Origin of the sequence: Brevundimonas sp., from assembly GCF_030704825.1 — a bacterium.
Lineage (GTDB): Bacteria > Pseudomonadota > Alphaproteobacteria > Caulobacterales > Caulobacteraceae > Brevundimonas.
Genome location: NZ_JAUYNX010000032.1, coordinates 1 through 20,314 on the forward strand (window position 1 = coordinate 1; position 20,314 = coordinate 20,314).

The window sequence follows — 20,314 nt, forward strand, 5'->3', positions numbered from 1 at the left end:
TGCTTGCGACACGGTCCCCGGACCGGACGAGTATCCCCCTCGCCCCTGACGTCCGACATCCATCGAACCCCGGGCGAACGCCTGCCTTCAATTGGCAGGCCGGAACCGGGCCCCCGCTTCTCCACATCCCGCCGCCAGATCACGCAAGGCCTCTGCGCCTCCCCCGCGACGGAACGGGCAGAGTCTCGCACGGGTCCCACATGCGGCGCGTTGATGACGCTGCTTTTCCGGAAAGGCGTGGAAAAACAACGGACGGATCGCGAAAATTGCTGTGTCTGGAAATGAAATTGTCGCACGCGTTCCTTCTCCCTTGAGGGTCGGTCGGTCGCGATGCGACCTCCCTCCACCCTCAAGGGGAGAAGGCGCTGCGGCAGCGGCGGACCTCAGTGGACCGTCGGAACCTCGACCGAGACGCCGTCCGACACCGGGGTGATCGGCACCGACACCGAGGGGCCGGCGTTGGGGAAGTTGCTCTCGTCGCGGTTGGGCGCGAGGCCCTTCTCCAGCAGGTCCTTGATCTCCTGACCGGACAGGGTCTCGTACTCGAGCAGGGCCTGGGCCAGGGTCTCCAGATCGGCGGCCTTGTCGGTCAGGATCTGACGCGCCTCGTTCCAGCCCTCGGTGACCAGGCGCTTGACCTCGGCGTCGATGATCCGGGCCGTGTCCTCCGAGACGTTCTGACTGCGCGCGACCGAGTGGCCGAGGAAGACCTCCTGCTCGTTCTCGCCGTAGGCCACGGTGCCGAGAATGTCGGAAAAGCCCCACTGGGTGACCATGCGGCGGGCCAGTTTGGAGGCCTGCTGGATGTCGGACGAGGCGCCCGAGGTGATGTTCTCCTTGCCGAAGATCAGTTCCTCGGCCACGCGGCCGCCGGCCATGATGGCGATGCGGTCGACCATCTGCTGGTACTTCATGGAATAGCGGTCGCCTTCCGGCAGCTGCATCACCATGCCCAGGGCCTGGCCGCGCGGGACGATGGTCGCCTTGTGCACCGGGTCGGCCATCTTGACGTTCATCGCCACGATGGCGTGGCCGCCCTCGTGATAGGCGGTCAGGCGGCGCTCTTCCTCGTTCATGGCCATGGACTTGCGCTCGGCGCCCATCATGACCTTGTCCTTGGCGTCCTCGAAGTCGCGATGGGTGACCATGCGGCGGTCCTTGCGGGCCGCCATCAGGGCCGCCTCATTGACCAGATTGGCCAGGTCGGCGCCCGAGAAGCCGGGGGTGCCGCGGGCGATGGTCTTGACGTTGACGTCGGCGGCCAGCGGCACGTCCTTCATGTGAACGCGCAGGATCTTCTCGCGCCCGCCCACGTCGGGGTTGGGCACCACGACCTGACGGTCGAAGCGGCCGGGACGCAGCAGGGCCGGGTCCAGCACGTCGGGACGGTTGGTGGCGGCGATCAGGATGATGCCTTCATTGGCCTCGAAGCCGTCCATCTCGACCAGCAGCTGGTTGAGGGTCTGTTCGCGCTCGTCATTGCCGCCGCCCAGGCCGGCGCCGCGGTGACGGCCGACGGCGTCGATCTCGTCGATGAAGATGATGCAGGGGGCGTTCTTCTTGGCCTGTTCGAACATGTCGCGCACGCGGCTGGCGCCGACGCCGACGAACATCTCGACGAAGTCCGAGCCCGAGATGGAGAAGAAGGGCACGCCGGCCTCGCCGGCCACGGCGCGGGCCAGCAGGGTCTTGCCGGTGCCGGGAGGGCCGACCAGCAGGGCGCCCTTGGGAATCTTGCCGCCCAGACGCTGGAATTTGGCCGGGTCCTTGAGGAAGTCCACGACCTCCTGCAGCTCTTCCTTGGCCTCGTCCACGCCGGCGACGTCGTCGAAGGTCTTGCGGCCCTTGTGCTCGGTCAGCAGCTTGGCCTTGGACTTGCCGAAGCCCATGGCCCCGCGCGCGCCGCCCTGCATCTGGCGCATGATCAGGATCCACAGGCCGATGATCAGGACGAAGGGCAGCAGGCCGATCAGGGCGCTGATCAGCCACGACTGGCGGGCGGTCTTGACGTCGACGTCGGCGCCCTTGGCCTGGATGCTGTCCACCAGGGCCGCGTTGGGAACGGGGGTGATGACGGTGACCACGCGGCCGTCGCGCAGGTTGGCCTTGATGACCTCGCCCTTGACCTCGATGCTGGCGATGCCGTTGGCGTCGCGCGCCTTCAGCAGTTCGGAATAGCTCATCGCCTTCGGCGCCGCCGCCGCGGCCTTTTCGCCGCCGGGCGCAGCGGCCAGGCCGCCAGGACGGCTGACGGCCACATAGAAGGCCATGGCGCCCAGGATGATGACGCCCCAGATGGCCAGATTGCGCAGGTTCATTCTCGTCTCGGTCCTTCGCTGCGCCGGAGCGCCCGCTGTTCGGTAGTCTCAGCGCCCGAAAATAGGTGGTTCCGGGACGATGCGCCATGGATGGCGCCGCCGAGATCCCTTTCGTGCGTCATTCGGTCCAGCGCGAGCGCCAGTCTTTCCTCGACCAGCGACCGCGCCATGCCGACCCGCCCTGCAAGAACCGGCGCAGTCCCGTCGTTCCGGATCAGCACAGGCAGGGTCCCGCGCGCGGGAGGCGGCAGGCCCCTCAACACGGCCCGGTCGGCGCCGGACAGGGCCGCCATGCGGCCGGCCGCGGGGACGGCGGACCAGCCGGGGGCCTCGACCGTCAGCGCCCAGCGGCCGTCCCAGACGGTCCCGACGCCGGGCGGGAGCGGCAGGGGCGGACGGGGGCGGCGGATCAGCTCGCCCGCCTCGCGGGTCACGAGACTCTGATCGCCGGCGGCCTGGATACGGGCGCCGCAGAGGGTGGCGGTGAAATCCTCGCCGCCGGCCAGCCGGGCGTGAAGGGCGTCCAGCCGGTCTCCCCGCGGAAGCCGGTCGCCGCCGCCGACGCAGACGAGGGCGGCAGCGAGGGTGCGGGCGTCGGCGCGTCGATCGAGATGGACGAATCCCTCTCCCGAGGGGAGAGGGCCCGAGCGCACGGCGGCGAAGCCATCGTCCAGGCGCGAAAGGGCGCCGCCCGTCGTCGGCTGGCCATGCGAGCCTCCTCCGCCCAATGGAAGAAGGGCCGCACGCGCCCGACTGCGCGCATGCTTCGGGTCCTCGTTCGCCGGATCGTCGATCCAGTCGGCCCCCTGCCCCGCCAGCCAGTCGCGGACCTCCGCCCGGCCGGCGCCCAGCATGGGCCGGAGCAGCATCAGGCCGCGACCCTCGGGCCAGGCCGGAGACGGGGCCCAGTCGCGCAGACGGCCGAGGGTCGAGCCTTCGGCCCGCATCAGATCGCTCTCGGCGATGTCGTCCGCCGTGTGGGCGAACAGGACGACACGGGCTCCCGCCTCGCGGGCCGCGTCGGCGATGAGGCGGTGGCGGGCGCGGCGCGCGGCGGCGGACAGGCCGGATGCGGGTTTGGGCCCGGTCCAGATCAGGCCGCGCCAGTCGGCGCCGACGGCGCGGGCGGCGCTTTCGGCGAAGGCGGTCCAGCCGGCGCTGTCGGGGTTCAGGCCATGATCGACGGTCAGGGCCAGCAGCCGCCGGCCGTTCTCGCGCGCCCAGCCGGCGGCGACGCGCAGCAGGGCGACGGAGTCGCCGCCCCCGGACAGGGCGAGCGCGAGCGGATGGGCGAGGTTCGCTTCCAGCCGCGCGGACAGGGCGGCCCGGGCAGGGCCGGTCCAGTCGGCGGGGTCTTGCGTCAGCCCGGTCTCCGGGCCGGGGCCGGGGCCGCCGCGCAGCCGAGGCGGGTCCGCGTCTCGGCCGCGCGGGCGCGCACCGCCGGGCTGGCGGCCTCGGCGTAGCGGCGCGTGAACTCGGTCAGGGCCGTGCAGGCCTGGGTCTTGCGGTCGGTAGCGTTCAGGGCGTTGGCCAGCTCCAGCGTCGTGGCCGGGGCCCAGGGCGCGGCCGGCCAGCCCTGCAGCGCCGTCGCATAGGCGGACACCGCGCCGGCATGGTCGCCGGCGGAGACGCGCAGGTCGCCGAGGCGGCTGGAGGCCTCGCGGGCCTGGGGCGTGTCGGGCCAGGCGGCGATGACGGTCTGCAGGGCGCGGTCGCCGCGCGCGGGATCGCCGGCGGCCAGACGGGCGGCGGCGGTCAGGTCGCGGGCGGCGTCGCCGGTGGGCGAGGTGGTGGGGATGGGGGCGTTCAGCTCGGCCTCGCGCGCCGCCGCCGCCTCCATCGCCCGGATGCGGCCCTCGGCGTCCCGCAGGCGCGTCCCCAGGGCGCCGTTGTCGCGCGTGGCCTCGTCCAGCTGGAAGGTCAGCCGCTCGATGTCGCCGTTCACGCGCTGGACGGTGGCCTCCATGTCGGACAGCCGGCGGTCCATCAGGCCGACCCGGCCCTGCAGGGCCACGACCTCGGGGTCGGGTTCGATAATGACCGGCTGGCCGGCGGCGTTGCGCTGGGTGACGGCGCGCTCGAGGCGGCGGACGTTGCGGTCCAGCTGGTCCAGCCGTCGCTTGTCCCACTGCACGGGTTCGAGCGGCGCGGTCTGGGCCACGACCGCGGTCGTGCCCGCGATCAGGACGACGCCCAGCAGGGTGACCAGGGCGTTGCGCGAACGAAGGACGGAGGGGAGCTTCAGCATGGTCGTTGTCGTCCCACCGATTTGAGGCCGGTTCAAGGTCGCGGCCCCGTCGCCAGGGCGACAGGGCCGCGAGTCAGGTCAGCGCGTGGCGCCGGAGACGATGGCGGTGTGGGCGTTGCGGTTGCGGGCCCAGGCCTCCTCGGTGGAGCCGGCCGCGATCGGGCGTTCCTTGCCGTAGCTGATGGTGTCGATGCGGCCGGCGGAGACGCCGCGCTCGACCAGGTAGGCGCGGACCGATTCGGCGCGGCGGGCGCCGAGGGCGAGGTTGTATTCGCGGGTGCCGCGTTCGTCGGCGTTGCCCTCGATGCGGACGGTGACCTGCGGATAGCGCTGCAGCCAGGCGACCTGGGCGTCCATGCGCGGATAGGCTTCCGGCCGGATCTGGTAGCTGTCGAGATCGAAATAGACCCGGTCGCCGACGTTGACGACGAAGTCCTGTTCCGAGCCCGGCGCGGCCGCGCCCAGATTGCCGCCCGAGACCGGCCCGGCGCTGTTGTCGTCGTACTGGTTGTTGGACGGCGGCGGGACCTCGTTGCCGGCGCCGGAGGCGGCGGGCGTGCGGGGCGTACAGGCGGCGATCGCGGTCACGGCCAGGCCGACGGCGGCCAGACGGACGAGGGTCGAGGGCTTCATCATCGGGTCGTCTCCTTGAGGGCCTGGAGACCGGTGTCTCCAGCTTGGCTTTAAAGGGTTGCTACTGACGCGCCAGCGGTTTCGCCAGTCGCGATAACGCGGGTTTGAGCCGAAAGGCTCCGCTTGAGGTCAGGTGGGACAGCCGTCGGCGCCGCCGCCGCCCAGGTTGGCCGGCTGTTCGTCGAGCAGCGGCGACCAGGCGGGGTCCGTGCCCCGGCCGGCGTAGCCCGCCTGCGACACCACCCGGCCGGAGAGGTCGACGGTCCACAGCCGGGTGTCGCCGCCGGGGCTCTGGCGCGCGAACATGATGTAGCGGCCGTTCGGGGCCCAGGACGGGCCCTCCTCGAAATAGCTGGAGGACAGGATGCGCTCGCCCGAGCCATCGGGCCGCATGACGCCGGTCGAGAAGCGGCCGCCGCCCTGTTTGGTGAAGGCGATCAGATCGCCGCGCGGGCTCCAGTTCGGGGCGGTGTACAGGCCGCCGCCGCGGGCGATGGCCCGCTGGCCCGAGCCGTCGGCGCGCATGACGTAGATGCGGGCGCTGCCCGAGCGGTCCGAGGTGAAGGCGATCTGGCTGTTGTCGGGCGAGAAGGTCGGGGAGGTGTCGATGCCCGGGTCGCTGGTCAGGCGGCGCAGCTGGCGGCTGGCCAGGTCCATCACATAGACGTCGGTGTTGCCGCCCCGGATGATCGAGAAGGCCATCTTCGAGCCGTCGTTCGAGAAGCGCGGCGCCAGCACCTGGCCGTCGAATTCGCCCAGGCTCTCGCGCCGGCCGGTGGCCAGGTTGAACAGATAGATGCGGCTGTAATCCCGCCCGAGGGCCACATAGGTGATCTCGTTGGGGTCGTTCAGGGAGAAGCGGGGCGACATGATCACCTCGTCGCCCTGGGTCAGATAGACCGGGTTGAACCCGTCCTGGTCCGAGATGGCGAGGCGCGACAGGCGGTTCAGCTGGGTGCCGCTTTCGGAGACGAAGACCACGCGACTGTCGAAGAAGCCGGTCTCGCCGGTCATGCGCTGATAGATCAGGTCGGCGATCTTGTGGCCGATGCGGCGCCATTGCTCGGGGGTGGCGGTGAACTGGTAGGAGGCCAGCTGGCACTGGCGATAGGGGTCGTAGAGGCGGAAGCCGAAGTCGTTGCGGCCGTCCGGGCGGGGCGTCACCGCGCCGTACAGCACGGCCTGGGCCCCGATCGAGGTCCACTGCGGGAAGTTGGGGGCGTTGGCCAGGGTCAGGCCGGTCTCGATGAAGCCGGCCGGATCCATCGGCTCGAAATAGCCCGAGCGCCGCAGGTCCGAGCGGATGACGCCGCCGAGATCGGTCCCGTTCGGCCCGTTGAAATCGACGACGGCGATCTGCATCGGCCGCAGCACGCCCTGGTCGATCTCGACCTCGACCGGATCGGCGGACTGCGGCGGCGCCGGCGGCGTCTGGGCGGTCGCCGCGCTCACCGTCATCGCCAGGACGGCGACGCTGGCCAGAAGTCGGTTCAATCGCATCAGGGGCTCCCGCAAGTTCGACCTACGCCGGCCCTTATCGCCAGACCGTGCGCATAAGACCAGCATGGCCGCGATTGGGGCGACTTTCAGGCCCTGTCAGGCTTCGTCAGCGATTGCGGCAGGCGCGCTCGGTGTTGAAGGTCGGACGCCAGCGCCCGCCCTGGAAGCCGGCCGGCACGTCGAAGGGCGCGGTCTGGCGCAAGGCCCGGACGGCGCCGTCGGCGGCGGCGCGCCAGACCGGGTCAGACCGGGGCGCGATCAGGGTCGGGCCGGAGACGATGCGGCCGTCGGCCGACAGGGTGACGTCCATCTGGATGCGCAGTTCGTTCGCCCCGGGGATGTCGCAGGGCAGGATCCAGTTCGGATAGACCTGGTTGAAGATGGCCGTGACCTGCGGCCCCGTGGCCTGGGGCGCGGAGCCGGCCCCGGACTGTCCCGTCGCCGGGCGCGCGCCCGGGCGGGTCGCGGGGCGCGGCGGTCCGGCCAGGGCGTCGAGGTCCAGGGTCTCCTCGCGGCGGGGCGGGGTCGGGCGGGGCGGCTGGGCCGGCGGCCGGGTGCGCGGCGGGGTCGGCCGGGGCGTGGGCCGCGGCGTCGGCGCCTTCCTGACCGGGGTCGGCGCGGGGGCCGGAGGAACCGGTTCGGGCGGCGCGGGCTCGGGCGGCGGGGCGACCGGCGCGGTCGTCGCGTTGTCGGCCACCAGTTCCTCGGACGGATTGTCGGCCGCGGCGGCCTCTATGACCGTGTCGGACACGATCGAGACCGGCACGGCGGCGACGACCGGCAGGGGCTCGCGCGCGAAGCCGAGCAGGCCGTAGGCGCCGACGCCGAGAATGACCGCGGCGTGGAGGACGATCGAGGCCGTCAGCGCGGATCCGGGCCGTTCCAAGCCGTCAGCCCTCCGCATCCGTCGCGGCGGTGTCGGTAATCAGGTTCAGCTTTGTGAAGCCGGCCGCGTTCAGCCGGGCCATGACCCGCACCACGGCCTGGTAGGGGGCGCGGCCGTCGGCGCGGACGAAGACCGGTTTGTCGCGGGCGTTCTCGCCGCCGTCCTGGGCCACGCGCAGCACCAGCCGGTCCCACGCCACTTCGCTTTCGCCGATATAGATGGCCCCGTCGCGCTTGATCGAGACGACCACCGGCTCGTCCGAGGCGTCGACCGCCCCGGCCTCGGTCTTGGGCAGTTCGATCGGCACGCCGACCGTCAGCAGCGGCGCCGAGATCATGAAGATGATCAGCAGCACCAGCATCACGTCGACCAGGGGCGTGACGTTGATTTCGCTCAGGGGCCGCTTGCGCGGCCGTCTGCGGCCCCGGACGTGTCCGCCCCCGCCGCCACCCGCCAGGGCCATGCTCAGAGCTCCCGGCGGCTGTAGTCGCCCGAAAGGGGCTGGGGCGCGGGGGCCGGGGGACCGGCCAGCCGGCGCGCCACGGCGGCCTGCAGATCGTCGGCGAAGCTCTCGAGCCGGCCGGTGAACTTGCCCGCGTCGATCGAGAATTTGTTGTAGGCGATATAGGCCGGAATGGCCGCGGCCAGGCCGATGGCGGTGGCGAACAGGGCCTCGGCGATGGCCGGCGCCACGGTGGTCAGATTGGTGTTGCCCGCCGAGGCGATGGCCCCGAAGGCGTTCATGATGCCCCAGACCGTGCCGAACAGGCCGATGAAGGGCGAGGAGGTCGCCACCACCGACAGCACGCCCAATCCGTTCTCGACCCGCTGGCCCTCGCGCGCGATCAGGCTGTCCAGTCCCCGGTCGATGCGGGACATCAGCAGATTGGCCTGGTTCTCGGTCAACGGGCCCCGCGTCCGCGCCTCGCGCCAGTCCGCCAGGGCGATGACCAGCATGCGCGGCAGCGGGTGGTCCGGATCCGGCCCGGCCTGGGCCGCCACGTCCTCGAGCGACCGGCCCGAGCCGACGGCCTTCTCGAAATTATCGGCCTGGCTGTTCAGCGAGGCGAACCGAACGGCCTTGTCGATGATCACCGCCCACGACCACAGCGAGGCGATGGCGAGGCCGATCATGATCGCCTTCACGACGATGTCGGCTTCGAGGAACAGGGCCACGGGATTGAGCATCGAGGCGTCAGCGGCGAGGGTCATGCAAGGCGTCCTGGAAGTCTGTCGTCCCTGTCCACCGGACGGGCGTGGCGGTTGTGTGGCCGTTTCCGCCGGGTCTAGCGAGGTGCGGCCGCGGCGTCACCTGTCTGCACGTGACAGGCGGTCAAATGGCTACGCTTCCCGCTCCAGCCATGGGCCGATCTTGTCCCGCAGGGCCTGGGTCGGGCGTCTCGGCCGCCCGTCCATGTGAATGCAGACCACCTCGACCGCAGCCCGGCACAGGACGTCGTCGCCGCGCGTGATCGCCTGCGAAATCAGCAGCCGGGGCCCCTTCACCGCGTCATAGTGGGTGCGCACCACCAATGCGTCGTCGATCCGCGCCGGCCTGAGGAAGTCGAGCCCCATCTTCGAGACCACGAAGGCCATGGGCCGGTCGCCGTCCAGAAGTTCGGCGTGCCCCACGCCCATCAGCCGCAGGCAATCCGACCGCCCCCGCTCGAAATAGCGGACGTAGTTGGCGTGATAGACCAGGCCGGTGAAGTCGGTGTCCTCGTAATAGACCCGGACCGGCAGGCGATGCTCGCGGCCCTCGAACCGGCCGGCGGTGGGGCGGTCGGTCATGGTCGGGTCACGACCGGCCGCGGGCCCGGCGGCTCCGGGAAGTCCGGGCAGTCGGCGCTCATCATGGCCCGGAACTCGGCGTTCAGCGGATCGTGGCTCAGCAGCATCCGGTTGGGCCGGGAGATGAAGCCGACCGGACGGCCGCCGCGACCCGGCGCGACATAGCCGCAGACGACCCGCCCGCGTCCCGGCTCGATCAGCCTGACCTCGGCCGTTCGTCCCAGTTGCTCCCGCGCCTGACGCAGCACGCGCCGGGAGGCCGGTTCCTCGGTGAAGCCCGCCCCGGATCCCTGGGCGACGAACCACAGCGCCACGACGCCGAGCACCAGGACGGTCAGGCCCAGCACGGCGATCAGTCTGTCGGTTCGTATCGCCCTGCGCGCCATGCGACCTCCACGAAACGCGACCATGCCGGGGTTCGGGCGGCTCGGGAAGCCCGCGGATGGATTGGCCCGTCGCGGCATGGATGTTAGGTCTCGACCCAGCAATCGGGAGGGGATGATGCGACGCAACGCTCTGGCCTTGGCCGTGGTCCTGACGCTGGGGGCCGCCGTCCCGCTGCAGGCCCAGACGCCCGCCGCGACTCCGGCCGCTCCGGCGCCATCCACCCTGCAGGAGGCCATCCCGGTCATCGACGCGGCCTTCGACCGCTGGCAGGCCAACGCCCACGCCCCGGGGCTGGTCTATGGCGTGGTGCAGGACGGCCGGATCATCCACCTGCGGACCGCGGGCGTGCGCACAGTCGACGGGCCGGCCGTGGCGCCCGACAGCCTGTTCCGCATCGCCTCCATGTCCAAGGCCTTCACGGCGCTGGCGATCCTGAAACTGCGCGACGAGGGCAAACTGTCGCTCGACGACCTCGCCGAGACCCACGTGCCGGAGATGAGGGGCTGGACCTACCCGACCGCCGATTCGCCGCGCATCCGCGTCCGCGACCTGCTCAACCACACCGGCGGCTTCGTCACCGACGATCCCTGGGGCGACCGGCAGCAGGTCCTGACCGAGGCGGAGTTCACCCGCATGCTGCAGGGCGGCGTGCCCTTCACCCGCGCGCCGCAGACCGCGTTCGAATATTCCAACTTCGGCTACGCCCTGCTCGGCCGCATCGTCACCAACGTCTCGGGCCGGCCCTACAACGACTATATCGAGGCCGAGATCATGCGGCCGCTGGGCATGACCTCCAGCGGCTACGACGTCCTCGCCTCGCCCCAGGAACGCCGCGCCCTCGGCTATCGCTGGGAGAACGACGCCTGGTCGCGCGAGCCGGACATGCGGCACGGCGTGTTCGGTTCGATGGGCGGGGTGCAGACCAGCGCCGAGGACTATGCCCGCTGGATCGCCTTCCTGCTGTCCGCCTGGCCCGCCCGCGACGATCCCGAGACCGGCCCTGTCCGCCGTTCGACCGTGCGCGAAATGGCCCAGGGCTCCAACTTCGCCTCGCCGCGCGGCCGGACCGGCGCCGACGGCCAGCCCTGCCCCGGCTCCGGCGCCTACGGCATGGGCCTGCAGGCGATCGTCGACTGCGAGCTCGGCGGCTATCTGGCGCACGGCGGCGGCTATCCGGGCTACGGCTCCTTCATGATCCTGATGCCCGAGCGGGGGACAGGCCTGTTCGCCTTCGCCAACCGGACCTACGCCGGCCCGGCGGGCCCGCTGATCGAGGCCGCCTCGACCCTCGTGCGCGGCGGCCTCGCCCCGGTCCGGCCGCTCGCCACCAGCGATATCCTGGCCGAGCGCTACGCCGACGCCGGCCGCATCTGGGCGGCGGGAGACGTCTCGGTCGCGGAGGACCGGCTGGCGATGAATTTCCTCATGGACCGCTCGGTCGAGAACTGGCGCACGGTGCTGGGCCAGCTGCGGGCCGACGCCGGCGCCTGCGCGACCGACGCCCCGATCACCGCCACGGGCGCCCTGTCCGGAACCTTCCGCTGGACCTGCGACAAGGGCGTGATCGATGGCCGCCTGCTCCTGGCCCCGACCCGGCCGCCGACCATCCAGGCCGTGAACTTCCGCCTGACGCCGACGCCGGCGTCCTAGTCGTCAGTCGAACAGGGCCGCCTGCCCCGCCCCGGCGGGCTTCGGCGGCTCGGTCAGGCCGAGGTGGGCGTAGGCCCGGGCGCAGGCCATGCGGCCGCGGGGCGTGCGCTGGATGAAGCCCTGCTGCAGCAGATAGGGTTCGATCACGTCCTCGACCGCGTCGCGCGCCTCGGCGATGGCGGCCGCCAGGGTGTCCATGCCGACCGGCCCGCCGCCGTAGTTTTCGATCAGGGCGCGCAGGAAGCGGCGGTCGAGGCTGTCGAGGCCGGCCTCGTCGACCTCCAGACGGCTCAGCGCCCGCGCGGCCGCCAGCCGGTCGATGACCGGAGAGCCCTCCGCCCCGGCGAAGTCGCGCACCCGGCGCAGCAGTCGTCCGGCCACCCGGGGCGTGCCGCGCGAGCGGGAGGCGATCTCGCGCGCGCCCTCGTCGTCGACGGCCACGCCCATCTTGCGCGCCGCCCCGGTTATGACGCGGACCAGTTCCTCGGGGGTGTAGAATTCCAGCCGCAGCGGGATGCCGAAGCGGTCGCGCAGGGGGGTGGCCAGCAGGCCCGCGCGGGTCGTCGCCCCGACGAGGGTGAAGGGCGCCAGATCGATCCGCACCGAACGGGCCGAGGGCCCCTCGCCGATGATCAGGTCCAGCACATGGTCCTCCATGGCGGGATACAGGATCTCCTCGACCGTCGGGGCGAGGCGGTGGATCTCGTCGATGAACAGCACGTCGCGCGGTTCGAGATTGGTCAGGATGGCGGCGAGGTCGCCGGCCTTGGCGAGGATGGGGCCGGAGGTGGCGCGGAAGCCCACGCCCAGCTCGCGCGCCACGATCTGCGCCAGGGTGGTCTTGCCGAGGCCCGGCGGGCCGAACAGCAGGACGTGGTCCAGCGATTCGCCGCGTCCGCGCGCGGCGTCGATGAAGACCTTGAGATTGCCCCTGGCCTGCTCCTGGCCGACGAATTCCGACAGCGTCTGCGGCCGCAGGGCGCGGTCGTGCGTCTCGCCGGGGGCGGGCGATGCATCCACCAGCCGGTCGTCAGTCATCGCTCGCCCTCCCCATGCCGTCATCCTCGGGCTTGACCCGAGGATCGGAGGGAAAGCGGGGCTGTGCGCCGGAGATGGCCCTCCGGCATCGTCCAGACGGCCGCTGACGCAGCACCGGAAGGTCTGATCCTCGGGTCAAGCCCGAGGATGACGGCGGGAGGAGAAACATCACCGCCCCAGCTCCTGCAGGGCGGCGCGGATCACCGCCGACAGGTCGGCCTCGTCGCCCAGCCGGATCAGCGCCTGGTCGACGGCGCGGCGGGCGTTGACCTCGGCCACGCCCAGACCCAGCAGGGCCGACACCGCCTCGCCCGTGACGCTGGGCGACGGCGGGGCCAGGTCGGCGTGCGCCCCGGCGGCCGACGGCGTGAACGACACATCGCCCAGCGGCTTGCCCTTCAGCTCGGTGACGATGCGCAGGGCCAGCTTGGGACCGACGCCGTTGGCGCGGGCCACGGCCGCCTTGTCCTCGCGCGCCACCGCCGCCGCCAGCTCGCCCGGCGGCAGCACGTCGAGCACCGACAGGGCGGCCTTGGGGCCGACGCCCTGGATGCCGTTCAGGGTCAGGAAGGCCCGACGTTCGTCGCGGGTCAGGAAGCCGTACAGCCGCGGTCCGCTCTCGGCGTTGAAGGTGGATTCGATCTGCAGGGTCGCCTCGTCGCCCGGCGCCGGCAGGCGCTGCAGGGTGCGGGCCCCGCAGAACACGACATAGCCGACGCCGACGCAGTCGATCAGGCAGTGATCCGCCTCGACCTCGGCCAGCACGCCTCTGAGACGGCCGATCATGCGGCGCCTCGCAGGGTCGTCAGCAGGGCGCGCTTGCGCATCTGGGCGTGGGTGATGGCGACGGCCAGGGCGTCGGCGGCGTCGGCCTTGACGTCGCCCGCCGAGGGCAGAAGCCGCTTCACCATGAAGGCGATCTGGGTCTTGTCGGCGTGGCCGGCGCCCACCACCGCCTTCTTGATCAGGTTGGGCGAATATTCGGCGACCGACAGGCCATGCCGCGCCGGGGCCAGCATGACGGCGGCGCGGGCGTGGCCCAGCTTCAGGGTCGAGACGGGGTTCATGTTGACGAAGACCTCCTCGATGGCCGCCTCGTCGCAATCATGCGCGGCGCAGACCTGGCCCACCGCCTCGAGCAGGAACAGCAGCCGTTCGCTGAACGGCGCGGCCTCGGGCGGGGCGACGACGCCGTGGGCGATCCAGCGCAGGCGCGAGCCCTCGGCCGCCACCACGCCCCAGCCGGTGCGCCGCAGACCGGGGTCCAGTCCCAGGATTCGAGTCGCTGCGTTCGTCATTCGTTCCAGTCATGCCCCAAACAAGGTTGACGGACAATGACCGGCCGTCACTCCTCGCGCGGCAGGATCGAGAAGCCGGCGAGGCCCGCCTGGCCGCCGAGGCGGGCCACCAGGCCGTCGACGTCGATCGGCATGGCCCCCTTCACCTTCAGATGATGTTCGTGGATGGCGCCGTCATGGCTCATCACATGGCCGAGCCGCACCACCTTGACCCCCTCGCCGCGCAGCAGGTCGCGGACGGCCTGGCCGGTCGGGGCCTCGCCGCGCTTCCAGCGCAGGGTCACGTCCATCACCCCGACGTGGGGCAGTTTGGCGTCGATCAGGCGCAGCACGGCCAGCACGCCCACGGTGGCGCCCGACCCCAGCAAGGCCAGGTCCAGCATCCCGACCCCGAACAGCACCCCGATGGCCGAGGTCACCCACAGCGAGGCCGCCGTGGTCAGGCCGTGCACCGAGAAGCCCTCGCGGAAGATCACCCCCGCGCAGAGGAAGCCGATGCCGGTCAGCAGGCCGTGCGACATCCGGGTCGGATCGATCACCACCGTCTGCCCCGGCAGGGCGTCGAAGGCCCAGGTCGACTGGTGCATGGCGGCCAGCATCAGCAGGCACGAGGTCAGGCACACCAGGATGTGGGTGCGGAAGCCCGCCGGATGGCCGTGGTAGGTGCGCTCGACCCCGATCAGCCCGCCCGCGACCATGGCCGCCGCCACCGGCCCCACCAGCTCCCAATTGATCAAGAATTCGCTCCGCTGACTGACGAATCTTCAGCCTAGTCCCGGCGGAGCTCCGGGATCAAGGACTCCGCTCTATTCCGTGGTCGCGCCGTCGAAATGCTCCTCACTGGCCTCGGCCTCGGCCCGGGTGGCGCGGACCACGCCGTCGCGGTGCTCGGGCGGACCGTACAGGGTGTAGAGGGTCAGGGGCGCGTCGCCGGTGTTGATCACATTGTGCCGGGCGCCGGAGGGCACGATGATGGCGTCGTCGTCCTTGATCGGCGTGCGCTTGCCGTCGATCAGCACCTCGCCGGAGCCGGATTCGATCCGGAAGAACTGGTCGTGGCCGTCGTGGACTTCCTCGCCGATCTCCTCGCCCGGCTTCAGCGCCATCAGCACCAGCTGCAGGTGTTTGCCGGTGTAGAGCACGCGCCGGAAGTCGGCGTTGCCGGTGGTCAGGGTCTCGATGTTGTCGATGAAGCCTTGCATGGGCGGTCCTTCAGGAGGGGAGGCGACGGGGCTCCCGGGAGATCGTCATTCGACGGTGAAGTTCAAGCGGGCGTCAGTCGTCGCGGGGATCCAGCCGGTAGCCGGTGACGCCCTCGACGGCTTGCAGGCGCGTCGCCAGCGCCTTCAGGCCCGCCTCCCCGTCCAGTTTCAGGCGGAAACTGCGGCGCATGCTGTCCCCCCTGTCGACGAGTTCGAACCGGTCGGCGCGCCGGGCCCGGTCCAGACCGGCCAGCGCGGCCTCAATGCGGCCCTCGGCCTCGGGGTCGGCGCGCCGCCAGACCACCTCGGCGTCCACCACCGACTTCTTCGGCAGCTTCATGTCGATCAGCCTCAGGACCACCAGGATGACGGCCGTCAGCACCGTTCCCGTCGCGCCCAGGGCGAACAGGCCCGCTCCGAACAGGAGGCCGATGGCTGAGGTGATCCACAGGGACGCCGCCGTGGTCAGGCCGTGGATCGAGAAGCCGGCGCGAAAGATCACGCCCGCGCACAGAAAACCGATGCCGGTCAGCACGCCGTGGGCCATCCGCGTCGGGTCGCTGACGATCTCGGTCTCGGCCAGGGGCGCGAATCGCCACATGCCCTGCGAGACCGCCGCCTCCATCAGCAGGGCCGAGGCCAGGCACACGAGGATGTGGGTGCGGAAGCCCGCCGCGCGACCGCGCCACTCCCGCTCGAACCCGATCAGTCCGCCGGCAAGGACGGCGGCGAGCAGGGGCAGGGCGAAGTCCGGCAGGTCGGTCATGTCCATGCCCATGGCAACGGTTGGCCGCGGCGCCCCGTTCCGCCTGTCCGGCCGGGGCGGAACCGGATATCGGCCCCGGGCATTGAAACGCCTCAGGGAGATCGACATGAGCCTCGCCGAGACGGATCACCGCGTGCCCGGCCCCGGCCTGTGCGCCAGCGACTTCGCCGCCCTTCGGACCGAGGTCCTGCGCACGGGCGTCAAGCTGTCGGACGAGCAGTTGCTCGACCTCGCCGACGGCCTGCACAGCCTGATCCGCCTGCGCCGGCCCGGGCGGCCGATCCGGCGCCACGACGGCTGGATCGAGCCCGAGCCGCGCGCCTTCGCCTGACCGGGCTCAGCCCGTGTATTTCGCCAGGTCTTCGTCCGAGATGTCCTCGTTGGAATAGACGTTCTGCACGTCGTCCTCGGCGTCCAGGGCGTCCAGCAGCTTCATCAGCGTGCCGACCGCCTCGCCAGTGACCGGCACCTCGTTCTGCGGCCGCCAGACCAGTGCTGTCGATTTGGCGTCGCCCAGGATTTTCGACAGGGCCTCGGCCACCTCGTTGAGGTCCTCGAAGCTCGTCCAGATGGTGTGGCCCGGCGCGTCCTCGTAGATGTCGGGCTTGACCAGATCGCTCTCGACGTCCTGGGCGCCCGCCTCGATGGCGGCCTCCATGACCGCGTCCTCGGTGCCGGCCTCGGCGGGATAGATGATCCGGCCGACCCGGTTCCACATGAAGGCCACCGAGTTCATCTCGCTCAGCGCCCCGCCGTTTTTCTTGAACGCCGCGCCGATGTTGGAGGCGGCGCGGTTGCGGTTGTCGGTCAGGGCCTCGACGATGATGCCCACGCCGCCGGGGCCGCGGCCCTCGTAGCGGACCTCTTCCATCGTATCGACGTCGCCGCCGGCGGCCTTGTTGATGGCGCGCTGGATCACGTCGCGCGGCAGGCTTTCGGCCTTGGCGTTGTTCACGGCCAGACGCAGGCGCGGGTTCATGGCCGGATCGGGCATGCCCAGCTTGGCGGCCACGGTGATATCGCGCGACAGCTTGGAGAACAGCTTGGACCGCTGCGCGTCGGCGCGCCCCTTGCGGTGCATGATGTTCTTGAATTTGGAATGGCCGGCCATGTGAGTCTCTTGTTGGGCGCTGACGCTCGCGACGCGGTCGCTCGCTGCTTGAGCGCTCGACCGGTGCGGGTGAGCCGGGCATCTAGCCGATGGCGGCTCGGCTGTCACGGCGCAGGAACCGCGAGGCTGGCGGGGCATTCCGCAAGCGAACCCGCCGGAGCCCCTCCATGACCGCCGAAGACGCCATCTACGACGCCGACCTCTACGCCGACGGCGATCTCGACGACGCCGACATCGTCGAATGGTACGAGGCCCGCCCCGTCACCGTCCCGACCGCCGTCGCCACCGGCGCCATCGTCGCCGCCTTCGCCCTGGGCGTGCTGACAGCCGTGGGGGCGCTTGCGCTCATGGGGCGGCTGGACGACTAGGCCTTCAGGCTCTCAAGGAACCCGCGCATCTTCTCGTCCACGGGCACGGGCCGTTTGCTCTCCCGGTCGACATAGACGTGGACGAAATAGCCGACCGCCGCCGCCTCCTGCTCCTTGTTGCGGAACAGACCGATCTCGTAGCGCACCGACGAGGTGCCGACGTGGGCGACGCGGACGCCGGCCTCGATCTCGTCCGGGAAGGCCGTCGGCGAGAAATAGCGGCAGCCGGTCTCCACCACCAGGCCGATAGTTTTGCCCTCGTGGATGTCGATCACGCCGTTGACGACCAGCAGCCGGTTCACCGCCGTGTCGAACCACGAATAGTAGACGACGTTGTTGACGTGGCCGTAGACGTCGTTGTCCATCCAGCGCGTCGAGATGGCCTGGAACCGGCGATAGTCGCCCCGCTTCGTCCGTTCGATCGTGCCGGTCATGAATTCTCCCTTGGTGCGCTAACGCTCGCGACGCGGTCGCTCGCTGCTTGAGCGCGATTTTGATTCCGCGCGTCTCGGCGCGCCTGTTATCAGCCTTGGGCTTGGCGGACGCGGCGTCAAGCGCCTAGCCTCACCGGATGCAGACCATCGCCGCCGTTCTCAGGACCACGGGCGCCGCCCGCCCCTATGCCGACAGCCGGCCGCTGTCGCTGGAGACGGTGACGCTGGATCCGCCGGGACGGGACGAGGTGCTGGTGGCGGTCCGGGCCGCCGGCCTGTGCCATTCGGATCTCAGCGTCATCAATGGCGACCGGCCCCGACCCTTGCCGATGGCGCTGGGGCATGAGGCGGCGGGGGTGGTCGAGGCGCTGGGCGAGGGCGTGACGGACCTGACGGTCGGCGACCATGTGGTCATGGTCTTCATGCCCAGCTGCGGCCATTGCGACCCCTGCGCCGGGGGGCGGCCGGCGCTGTGCGAGCCGGGGGCGGCGGCCAACGGCAAGGGCGAGCTGCTGGCCGGCGGCCGGCGGCTGCACGACGTCGCGGGCGCGCTCAATCATCACTTGGGCTGCTCGGCCTTCGCGGCACACGCGGTGGTGTCGCGGCGGTCGCTGGTGAAGGTCGACCGCGACCTGCCGTTCGAGCACGCGGCCCTGTTCGGCTGCGCGGTGCTGACGGGGGTGGGGGCGGTGGTCAATACGGCGCGGGTGCGGGCCGGCCAGTCGGTGGTCGTGGTCGGGCTGGGCGGAGTCGGGCTGTCGTCGGTGCTGGGGGCCCTGGCGGCGGGAGCGTCGCCCGTCATCGCCGTGGACCTGAGCGAGGACAAGCTGGCGCTGGCGCGGTCGCTGGGGCCGGTGCGGACGGTCAACGCCGGCGACGCCGATGCGGTGGAGCAGGTCCGGGCGTTGACGGGGGGCGGGGCGGAGTTTGTGTTCGAGATGGCCGGCAGCGTGCGGGCCCTGGAGGCGGCGTGGCGGATGACGCGGCGCGGCGGGACCACGGTCACCGCCGGCCTGCCCCCGCCCGAGGCGGCGCTGGCGGTCAATGTGGTGCAGCTGGTGGCCGAGGAGCGGACCCTGAAGGGGTCGTACATCGGGACCTGCGTGCCGAGCCGCGACATCCCCCGCTACGTCGCCCTGTTCCGGCAGGGACGGCTGCCGGTCGACCGGCTGCTGAGCGGGACGATCGGCCTGGAGGGGATCAACGCCGCCTTCGACGATCTGGCCGACGGGCGCACCGTCCGCACCGTCATCACCTTCTAGCGCCCCCCTCTCTCTCAAGCCTTGTCGCGGATGCGCATGGCCCCGCCGGCGGCGCCGGTCTGGACCTCGAAACGGCCGGTGGCGCGGAGCAGGTCGGACAGTTTGGCGCAGCCGTAGGTGCGCTGGTCGAAGTCCGGGTAGGCGTTGCGCAGCCGGTCGCCCAGGCCGCTGACCGTGACCCAGCCGTCGCCGTCCTCGTCCAGTTCGGAAATCACCGCGGCGACCAGGCGCGCCGCCTCGGCCGGCTTGCGCTTGCCCGAGGCGGCGGGCGTCGAGGCCGTCGCCGCCGCCCGTCCGCCGCCCGCCGGAGCCGCGCTTTCGGGCGGCTGGGCGATCAGGTTCTCGGTGTAGATGAAGCGGGTGCAGGCCTGGCGGAAGCTCTCGGGGGTCTTCTGCTCGCCGAAGCCGTAGACGTCGACGCCCTCCTCGCGGATGCGGGAGGCGAGGCGGGTGAAGTCGGCGTCGGAGGAGACGAGGCAGAAGCCGTCGAACCGACCCGAATGCAGCAGGTCCATGCCGTCGATGACGAGGGCGATGTCGCCGGAATTCTTGCCCTTGGTGTTGGCGAAATTCTGCTGCGGCTGGATGGCGTAGCGGGCGAGGACCTTGGTCCAGCCGGTGAGCTGGGCGCTGGCGAAGTCGCCGTAGATGCGCCGCGCCGAGGCCTCGCCGAGGGTGGCGATCTCGGTGAACAGGGCTTCGGCGATGCGGGCCGAGGCGTTCTCGGCGTCGATCAGCACGGCGAGGCGGGGGGCTTTGGAGACGACGGTCATGGGCGGCGGCTTTCGGGGGCGGCGAGGCCGGAAGCTGTCGACCGCGCCGCCCTCCGGGTCAATGCCGTCAGTTGGCCGCCGCGGCCGCCGGCGCCGGTCCGACCAGCAGGGCGTCGACCGGCTGCACCACCCCGTTCGAGGCCAGGGTCTCGGTCCCGGTCAGGCGGGCGCGGGCCCCGTTGTCGCCGGCGACGATCACCACTCCACCCTCCTTCGAGAAGGTCAGCAGGCTGTTGGCCATGGTGCGCATCTGCACCTCGCCCGAGCCCTCGCGGGCGATGGCGGCCTCGATGTCGGCCCGGGTCAGGGCGCCCGGCACGATATGGGCCCGCAGCAGGGCCGCGCCCTGGGCCTTCATCGCCTCGTCGCCCAGATCGCCGGCCGAGGCGGTGAAGGCCGCGTCCGAGGGGGCGAACACCGTATAGGGGCCCTTGCCCGCCAGCGCCTCGCCGAGGGCGGCGTTGTCCAGCACCCGCTCCAGGGTGCCGAAGGCGATGTCGCCCTTCAACGTCTCGGCGAGGGTCCGGGTCGAGGGCGCGGCCGTCGCCTCCGCCGCCCCGTCGGCCTTGCCGGCGCCGTCGCCGCAGCCGGCCAGGGCCATCGCACAGAGAAGGGGCGCCAGCGCCCGGCGCATCGTCGTCTTCGCCAT

General features: G+C 71.4%; 23 protein-coding genes and 1 pseudogene. 4 read left to right on the forward strand and 20 right to left on the reverse strand.

Going from position 1 to position 20,314, the window contains the following annotated elements:
• Positions 1-383: 383 nt before the first annotated feature.
• The 10 genes and pseudogenes from ftsH to Q8Q71_RS14505 all read right to left on the reverse strand — a co-directional run bounded on the left by ftsH (position 384) and on the right by Q8Q71_RS14505 (position 9,762).
• Entirely contained in the window at positions 384-2,318 is a 1,935-nt protein-coding gene (gene ftsH, locus Q8Q71_RS14460; protein ID WP_305760301.1) for an ATP-dependent zinc metalloprotease FtsH, read from the reverse strand.
• 110 nt (positions 2,319-2,428) lie between these two features.
• Positions 2,429-3,682 (reverse strand): annotated as a pseudogene (gene tilS / locus Q8Q71_RS14465) (tRNA lysidine(34) synthetase TilS); the annotation flags it as partial.
• Positions 3,679-4,566, reverse strand: a complete 888-nt coding sequence (locus Q8Q71_RS14470; protein WP_305760302.1) for a tol-pal system YbgF family protein — start codon at positions 4,564-4,566, stop codon at positions 3,679-3,681. The pseudogene tilS and the gene Q8Q71_RS14470, both read right to left, overlap by 4 nt.
• A 78-nt stretch (positions 4,567-4,644) precedes the next feature.
• The gene (gene pal, locus Q8Q71_RS14475; RefSeq protein WP_305760330.1) at positions 4,645-5,199 is read right to left on the reverse strand and encodes a peptidoglycan-associated lipoprotein Pal; all 555 of its coding nucleotides are present in this window, start codon (positions 5,197-5,199) and stop codon (positions 4,645-4,647) included.
• Positions 5,200-5,328: 129 nt separating this feature from the next.
• The gene (tolB, locus tag Q8Q71_RS14480) at positions 5,329-6,699 is read right to left on the reverse strand and encodes a Tol-Pal system beta propeller repeat protein TolB (RefSeq protein WP_305760303.1); all 1,371 of its coding nucleotides are present in this window, start codon (positions 6,697-6,699) and stop codon (positions 5,329-5,331) included.
• A 106-nt stretch (positions 6,700-6,805) separates the two neighbouring features.
• Positions 6,806-7,585 (reverse strand): hypothetical protein, encoded by a 780-nt coding sequence (locus Q8Q71_RS14485; RefSeq protein WP_305760304.1) that lies wholly within the window; start codon positions 7,583-7,585, stop codon positions 6,806-6,808.
• A 4-nt stretch (positions 7,586-7,589) separates the two neighbouring features.
• Positions 7,590-8,048 (reverse strand): ExbD/TolR family protein, encoded by a 459-nt coding sequence (locus tag Q8Q71_RS14490; RefSeq protein ID WP_305760305.1) that lies wholly within the window; start codon positions 8,046-8,048, stop codon positions 7,590-7,592.
• A 2-nt stretch (positions 8,049-8,050) separates the two neighbouring features.
• Positions 8,051-8,797: a protein TolQ gene (gene tolQ / locus Q8Q71_RS14495; RefSeq protein ID WP_305760306.1), complete on the reverse strand. Its 747-nt coding sequence runs from the start codon at positions 8,795-8,797 to the stop codon at positions 8,051-8,053.
• 129 nt (positions 8,798-8,926) lie between these two features.
• Positions 8,927-9,376: a tol-pal system-associated acyl-CoA thioesterase gene (gene ybgC, locus Q8Q71_RS14500; protein WP_305760307.1), complete on the reverse strand. Its 450-nt coding sequence runs from the start codon at positions 9,374-9,376 to the stop codon at positions 8,927-8,929.
• Positions 9,373-9,762, reverse strand: a complete 390-nt coding sequence (locus Q8Q71_RS14505; RefSeq protein WP_305760308.1) for a hypothetical protein — start codon at positions 9,760-9,762, stop codon at positions 9,373-9,375. The genes ybgC and Q8Q71_RS14505 overlap by 4 nt, the downstream gene beginning before the upstream one ends.
• Before the next feature lie 115 nt (positions 9,763-9,877).
• Between Q8Q71_RS14505 and Q8Q71_RS14510 the strand changes: the two genes are divergently transcribed.
• On the forward strand, positions 9,878-11,413 hold the full coding sequence (locus tag Q8Q71_RS14510) for a serine hydrolase (RefSeq protein WP_305760309.1): 1,536 nt from the start codon (positions 9,878-9,880) through the stop codon (positions 11,411-11,413).
• A gap of 3 nt (positions 11,414-11,416) precedes the next feature.
• On the opposite strand, the gene ruvB is transcribed toward Q8Q71_RS14510, so the two are convergent.
• From ruvB to Q8Q71_RS14540, 6 genes are all read right to left on the reverse strand, one after another.
• Positions 11,417-12,451 (reverse strand): Holliday junction branch migration DNA helicase RuvB, encoded by a 1,035-nt coding sequence (ruvB, locus tag Q8Q71_RS14515; RefSeq protein WP_305760310.1) that lies wholly within the window; start codon positions 12,449-12,451, stop codon positions 11,417-11,419.
• 168 nt (positions 12,452-12,619) lie between these two features.
• Positions 12,620-13,237 (reverse strand): Holliday junction branch migration protein RuvA, encoded by a 618-nt coding sequence (gene ruvA, locus Q8Q71_RS14520; protein ID WP_305760311.1) that lies wholly within the window; start codon positions 13,235-13,237, stop codon positions 12,620-12,622.
• Positions 13,234-13,749, reverse strand: a complete 516-nt coding sequence (gene ruvC, locus Q8Q71_RS14525) for a crossover junction endodeoxyribonuclease RuvC (RefSeq protein WP_305760312.1) — start codon at positions 13,747-13,749, stop codon at positions 13,234-13,236. The genes ruvA and ruvC overlap by 4 nt, the downstream gene beginning before the upstream one ends.
• Positions 13,750-13,796: 47 nt before the next feature.
• Entirely contained in the window at positions 13,797-14,486 is a 690-nt protein-coding gene (locus tag Q8Q71_RS14530) for an MgtC/SapB family protein (RefSeq protein ID WP_371315969.1), read from the reverse strand.
• A gap of 69 nt (positions 14,487-14,555) precedes the next feature.
• Positions 14,556-14,951, reverse strand: coding sequence for a cupin domain-containing protein (locus tag Q8Q71_RS14535; RefSeq protein ID WP_305760313.1), 396 nt, complete (start codon positions 14,949-14,951; stop codon positions 14,556-14,558).
• A 73-nt stretch (positions 14,952-15,024) separates the two neighbouring features.
• Complete coding sequence (locus tag Q8Q71_RS14540; RefSeq protein WP_305760314.1) at positions 15,025-15,729, reverse strand: MgtC/SapB family protein; 705 nt, start codon at positions 15,727-15,729, stop codon at positions 15,025-15,027.
• 94 nt (positions 15,730-15,823) lie between these two features.
• Here Q8Q71_RS14540 and Q8Q71_RS14545 point away from each other — a divergent pair, with 94 nt between their 5' ends.
• Positions 15,824-16,048 carry a hypothetical protein gene (locus Q8Q71_RS14545; RefSeq protein ID WP_305760315.1) on the forward strand — a complete coding sequence of 75 codons (225 nt, stop codon included), beginning with the start codon at positions 15,824-15,826 and terminating at the stop codon, positions 16,046-16,048.
• A 6-nt stretch (positions 16,049-16,054) separates the two neighbouring features.
• On the opposite strand, the gene Q8Q71_RS14550 is transcribed toward Q8Q71_RS14545, so the two are convergent.
• Complete coding sequence (locus Q8Q71_RS14550) at positions 16,055-16,828, reverse strand: YebC/PmpR family DNA-binding transcriptional regulator (protein ID WP_305760316.1); 774 nt, start codon at positions 16,826-16,828, stop codon at positions 16,055-16,057.
• Positions 16,829-16,995: 167 nt separating this feature from the next.
• On the opposite strand from Q8Q71_RS14550, the gene Q8Q71_RS14555 reads away from it, so the two are divergent.
• Positions 16,996-17,196 (forward strand): hypothetical protein, encoded by a 201-nt coding sequence (locus Q8Q71_RS14555; RefSeq protein WP_305760317.1) that lies wholly within the window; start codon positions 16,996-16,998, stop codon positions 17,194-17,196.
• Here Q8Q71_RS14555 and Q8Q71_RS14560 read toward each other — a convergent pair.
• Positions 17,193-17,630 carry a thioesterase family protein gene (locus Q8Q71_RS14560; protein WP_305760318.1) on the reverse strand — a complete coding sequence of 146 codons (438 nt, stop codon included), beginning with the start codon at positions 17,628-17,630 and terminating at the stop codon, positions 17,193-17,195. The genes Q8Q71_RS14555 and Q8Q71_RS14560 overlap by 4 nt on opposite strands.
• 137 nt (positions 17,631-17,767) lie before the next feature.
• On the opposite strand from Q8Q71_RS14560, the gene Q8Q71_RS14565 reads away from it, so the two are divergent.
• Positions 17,768-18,892, forward strand: a complete 1,125-nt coding sequence (locus Q8Q71_RS14565) for a zinc-dependent alcohol dehydrogenase family protein (RefSeq protein ID WP_305760319.1) — start codon at positions 17,768-17,770, stop codon at positions 18,890-18,892.
• Between the two features lie 14 nt (positions 18,893-18,906).
• On the opposite strand, the gene Q8Q71_RS14570 is transcribed toward Q8Q71_RS14565, so the two are convergent.
• Both Q8Q71_RS14570 and Q8Q71_RS14575 read right to left on the reverse strand, forming a co-directional pair.
• Positions 18,907-19,665, reverse strand: coding sequence for an NYN domain-containing protein (locus Q8Q71_RS14570; RefSeq protein ID WP_305760320.1), 759 nt, complete (start codon positions 19,663-19,665; stop codon positions 18,907-18,909).
• 67 nt (positions 19,666-19,732) lie between these two features.
• Entirely contained in the window at positions 19,733-20,314 is a 582-nt protein-coding gene (locus Q8Q71_RS14575; protein ID WP_305760321.1) for a fasciclin domain-containing protein, read from the reverse strand.

Excerpts from the sequence above, each read along its gene's own strand:
- ftsH (WP_305760301.1), bottom strand. The coding sequence starts at position 2,318 with ATGAACCTGCGCAATCTGGCCATCTGGGGCGTCATCATCCTGGGCGCC.
- Q8Q71_RS14470 (WP_305760302.1), bottom strand. The coding sequence starts at position 4,566 with ATGCTGAAGCTCCCCTCCGTCCTTCGTTCGCGCAACGCCCTGGTCACC.
- pal (WP_305760330.1), bottom strand. The coding sequence starts at position 5,199 with ATGAAGCCCTCGACCCTCGTCCGTCTGGCCGCCGTCGGCCTGGCCGTG.
- tolB (WP_305760303.1), bottom strand. The coding sequence starts at position 6,699 with ATGCGATTGAACCGACTTCTGGCCAGCGTCGCCGTCCTGGCGATGACG.
- Q8Q71_RS14490 (WP_305760305.1), bottom strand. The coding sequence starts at position 8,048 with ATGGCCCTGGCGGGTGGCGGCGGGGGCGGACACGTCCGGGGCCGCAGA.
- tolQ (WP_305760306.1), bottom strand. The coding sequence starts at position 8,797 with ATGACCCTCGCCGCTGACGCCTCGATGCTCAATCCCGTGGCCCTGTTC.
- ybgC (WP_305760307.1), bottom strand. The coding sequence starts at position 9,376 with ATGACCGACCGCCCCACCGCCGGCCGGTTCGAGGGCCGCGAGCATCGC.
- Q8Q71_RS14505 (WP_305760308.1), bottom strand. The coding sequence starts at position 9,762 with ATGGCGCGCAGGGCGATACGAACCGACAGACTGATCGCCGTGCTGGGC.
- Q8Q71_RS14510 (WP_305760309.1), top strand. The coding sequence starts at position 9,878 with ATGCGACGCAACGCTCTGGCCTTGGCCGTGGTCCTGACGCTGGGGGCC.
- ruvB (WP_305760310.1), bottom strand. The coding sequence starts at position 12,451 with ATGACTGACGACCGGCTGGTGGATGCATCGCCCGCCCCCGGCGAGACG.
- ruvA (WP_305760311.1), bottom strand. The coding sequence starts at position 13,237 with ATGATCGGCCGTCTCAGAGGCGTGCTGGCCGAGGTCGAGGCGGATCAC.
- ruvC (WP_305760312.1), bottom strand. The coding sequence starts at position 13,749 with ATGACGAACGCAGCGACTCGAATCCTGGGACTGGACCCCGGTCTGCGG.
- Q8Q71_RS14535 (WP_305760313.1), bottom strand. The coding sequence starts at position 14,951 with ATGCAAGGCTTCATCGACAACATCGAGACCCTGACCACCGGCAACGCC.
- Q8Q71_RS14540 (WP_305760314.1), bottom strand. The coding sequence starts at position 15,729 with ATGGGCATGGACATGACCGACCTGCCGGACTTCGCCCTGCCCCTGCTC.
- Q8Q71_RS14545 (WP_305760315.1), top strand. The coding sequence starts at position 15,824 with ATGAGCCTCGCCGAGACGGATCACCGCGTGCCCGGCCCCGGCCTGTGC.
- Q8Q71_RS14550 (WP_305760316.1), bottom strand. The coding sequence starts at position 16,828 with ATGGCCGGCCATTCCAAATTCAAGAACATCATGCACCGCAAGGGGCGC.
- Q8Q71_RS14555 (WP_305760317.1), top strand. The coding sequence starts at position 16,996 with ATGACCGCCGAAGACGCCATCTACGACGCCGACCTCTACGCCGACGGC.
- Q8Q71_RS14560 (WP_305760318.1), bottom strand. The coding sequence starts at position 17,630 with ATGACCGGCACGATCGAACGGACGAAGCGGGGCGACTATCGCCGGTTC.
- Q8Q71_RS14565 (WP_305760319.1), top strand. The coding sequence starts at position 17,768 with ATGCAGACCATCGCCGCCGTTCTCAGGACCACGGGCGCCGCCCGCCCC.
- Q8Q71_RS14570 (WP_305760320.1), bottom strand. The coding sequence starts at position 19,665 with ATGACCGTCGTCTCCAAAGCCCCCCGCCTCGCCGTGCTGATCGACGCC.
- Q8Q71_RS14575 (WP_305760321.1), bottom strand. The coding sequence starts at position 20,314 with ATGGCGAAGACGACGATGCGCCGGGCGCTGGCGCCCCTTCTCTGTGCG.